This window comes from Bacillus sp. SIMBA_074 (assembly GCF_046534555.1).
In the GTDB taxonomy this organism is placed as follows: domain Bacteria; phylum Bacillota; class Bacilli; order Bacillales; family Bacillaceae_G; genus Bacillus_A; species Bacillus_A mycoides.
Genome location: NZ_JAWRYM010001094.1, coordinates 1 through 243 on the forward strand (window position 1 = coordinate 1; position 243 = coordinate 243).

Annotated in this window: 1 protein-coding gene; it reads right to left on the bottom strand. The window is 62.1% G+C overall.

Going from position 1 to position 243, the window contains the following annotated elements:
* Window positions 1-173, bottom strand: a 173-nt coding sequence (locus SB773_RS34130) for a hypothetical protein (RefSeq protein WP_410594933.1), incomplete at its 3' end; no start/stop codon positions are given.
* Between the last annotated feature and the right edge of the window lie 70 nt (window positions 174-243).

Genomic DNA, 243 nt, shown 5'->3' on the forward strand with positions numbered 1-243 from the left:
GTCGCGCAGCAGGCGCTCAACGACAATGATGCGATGGCCCACGCTGTTATTCCCATGCCCTTCAGATGCTTGCTCGATGAAGTCCATGAGTTCCTTTCACCCGCGCTCTCGGCGATCGCGCACGATTGGCGCGTGTATTCCTCGTCGAACTCAAGCGCGCGCGTGTGCGGCACCCAGATCGTGACCGCCGCAGGCCTGCGCTGCGCATTGCCTTGCGCTGTTCTCGGCGTTCTCTATGGGGTG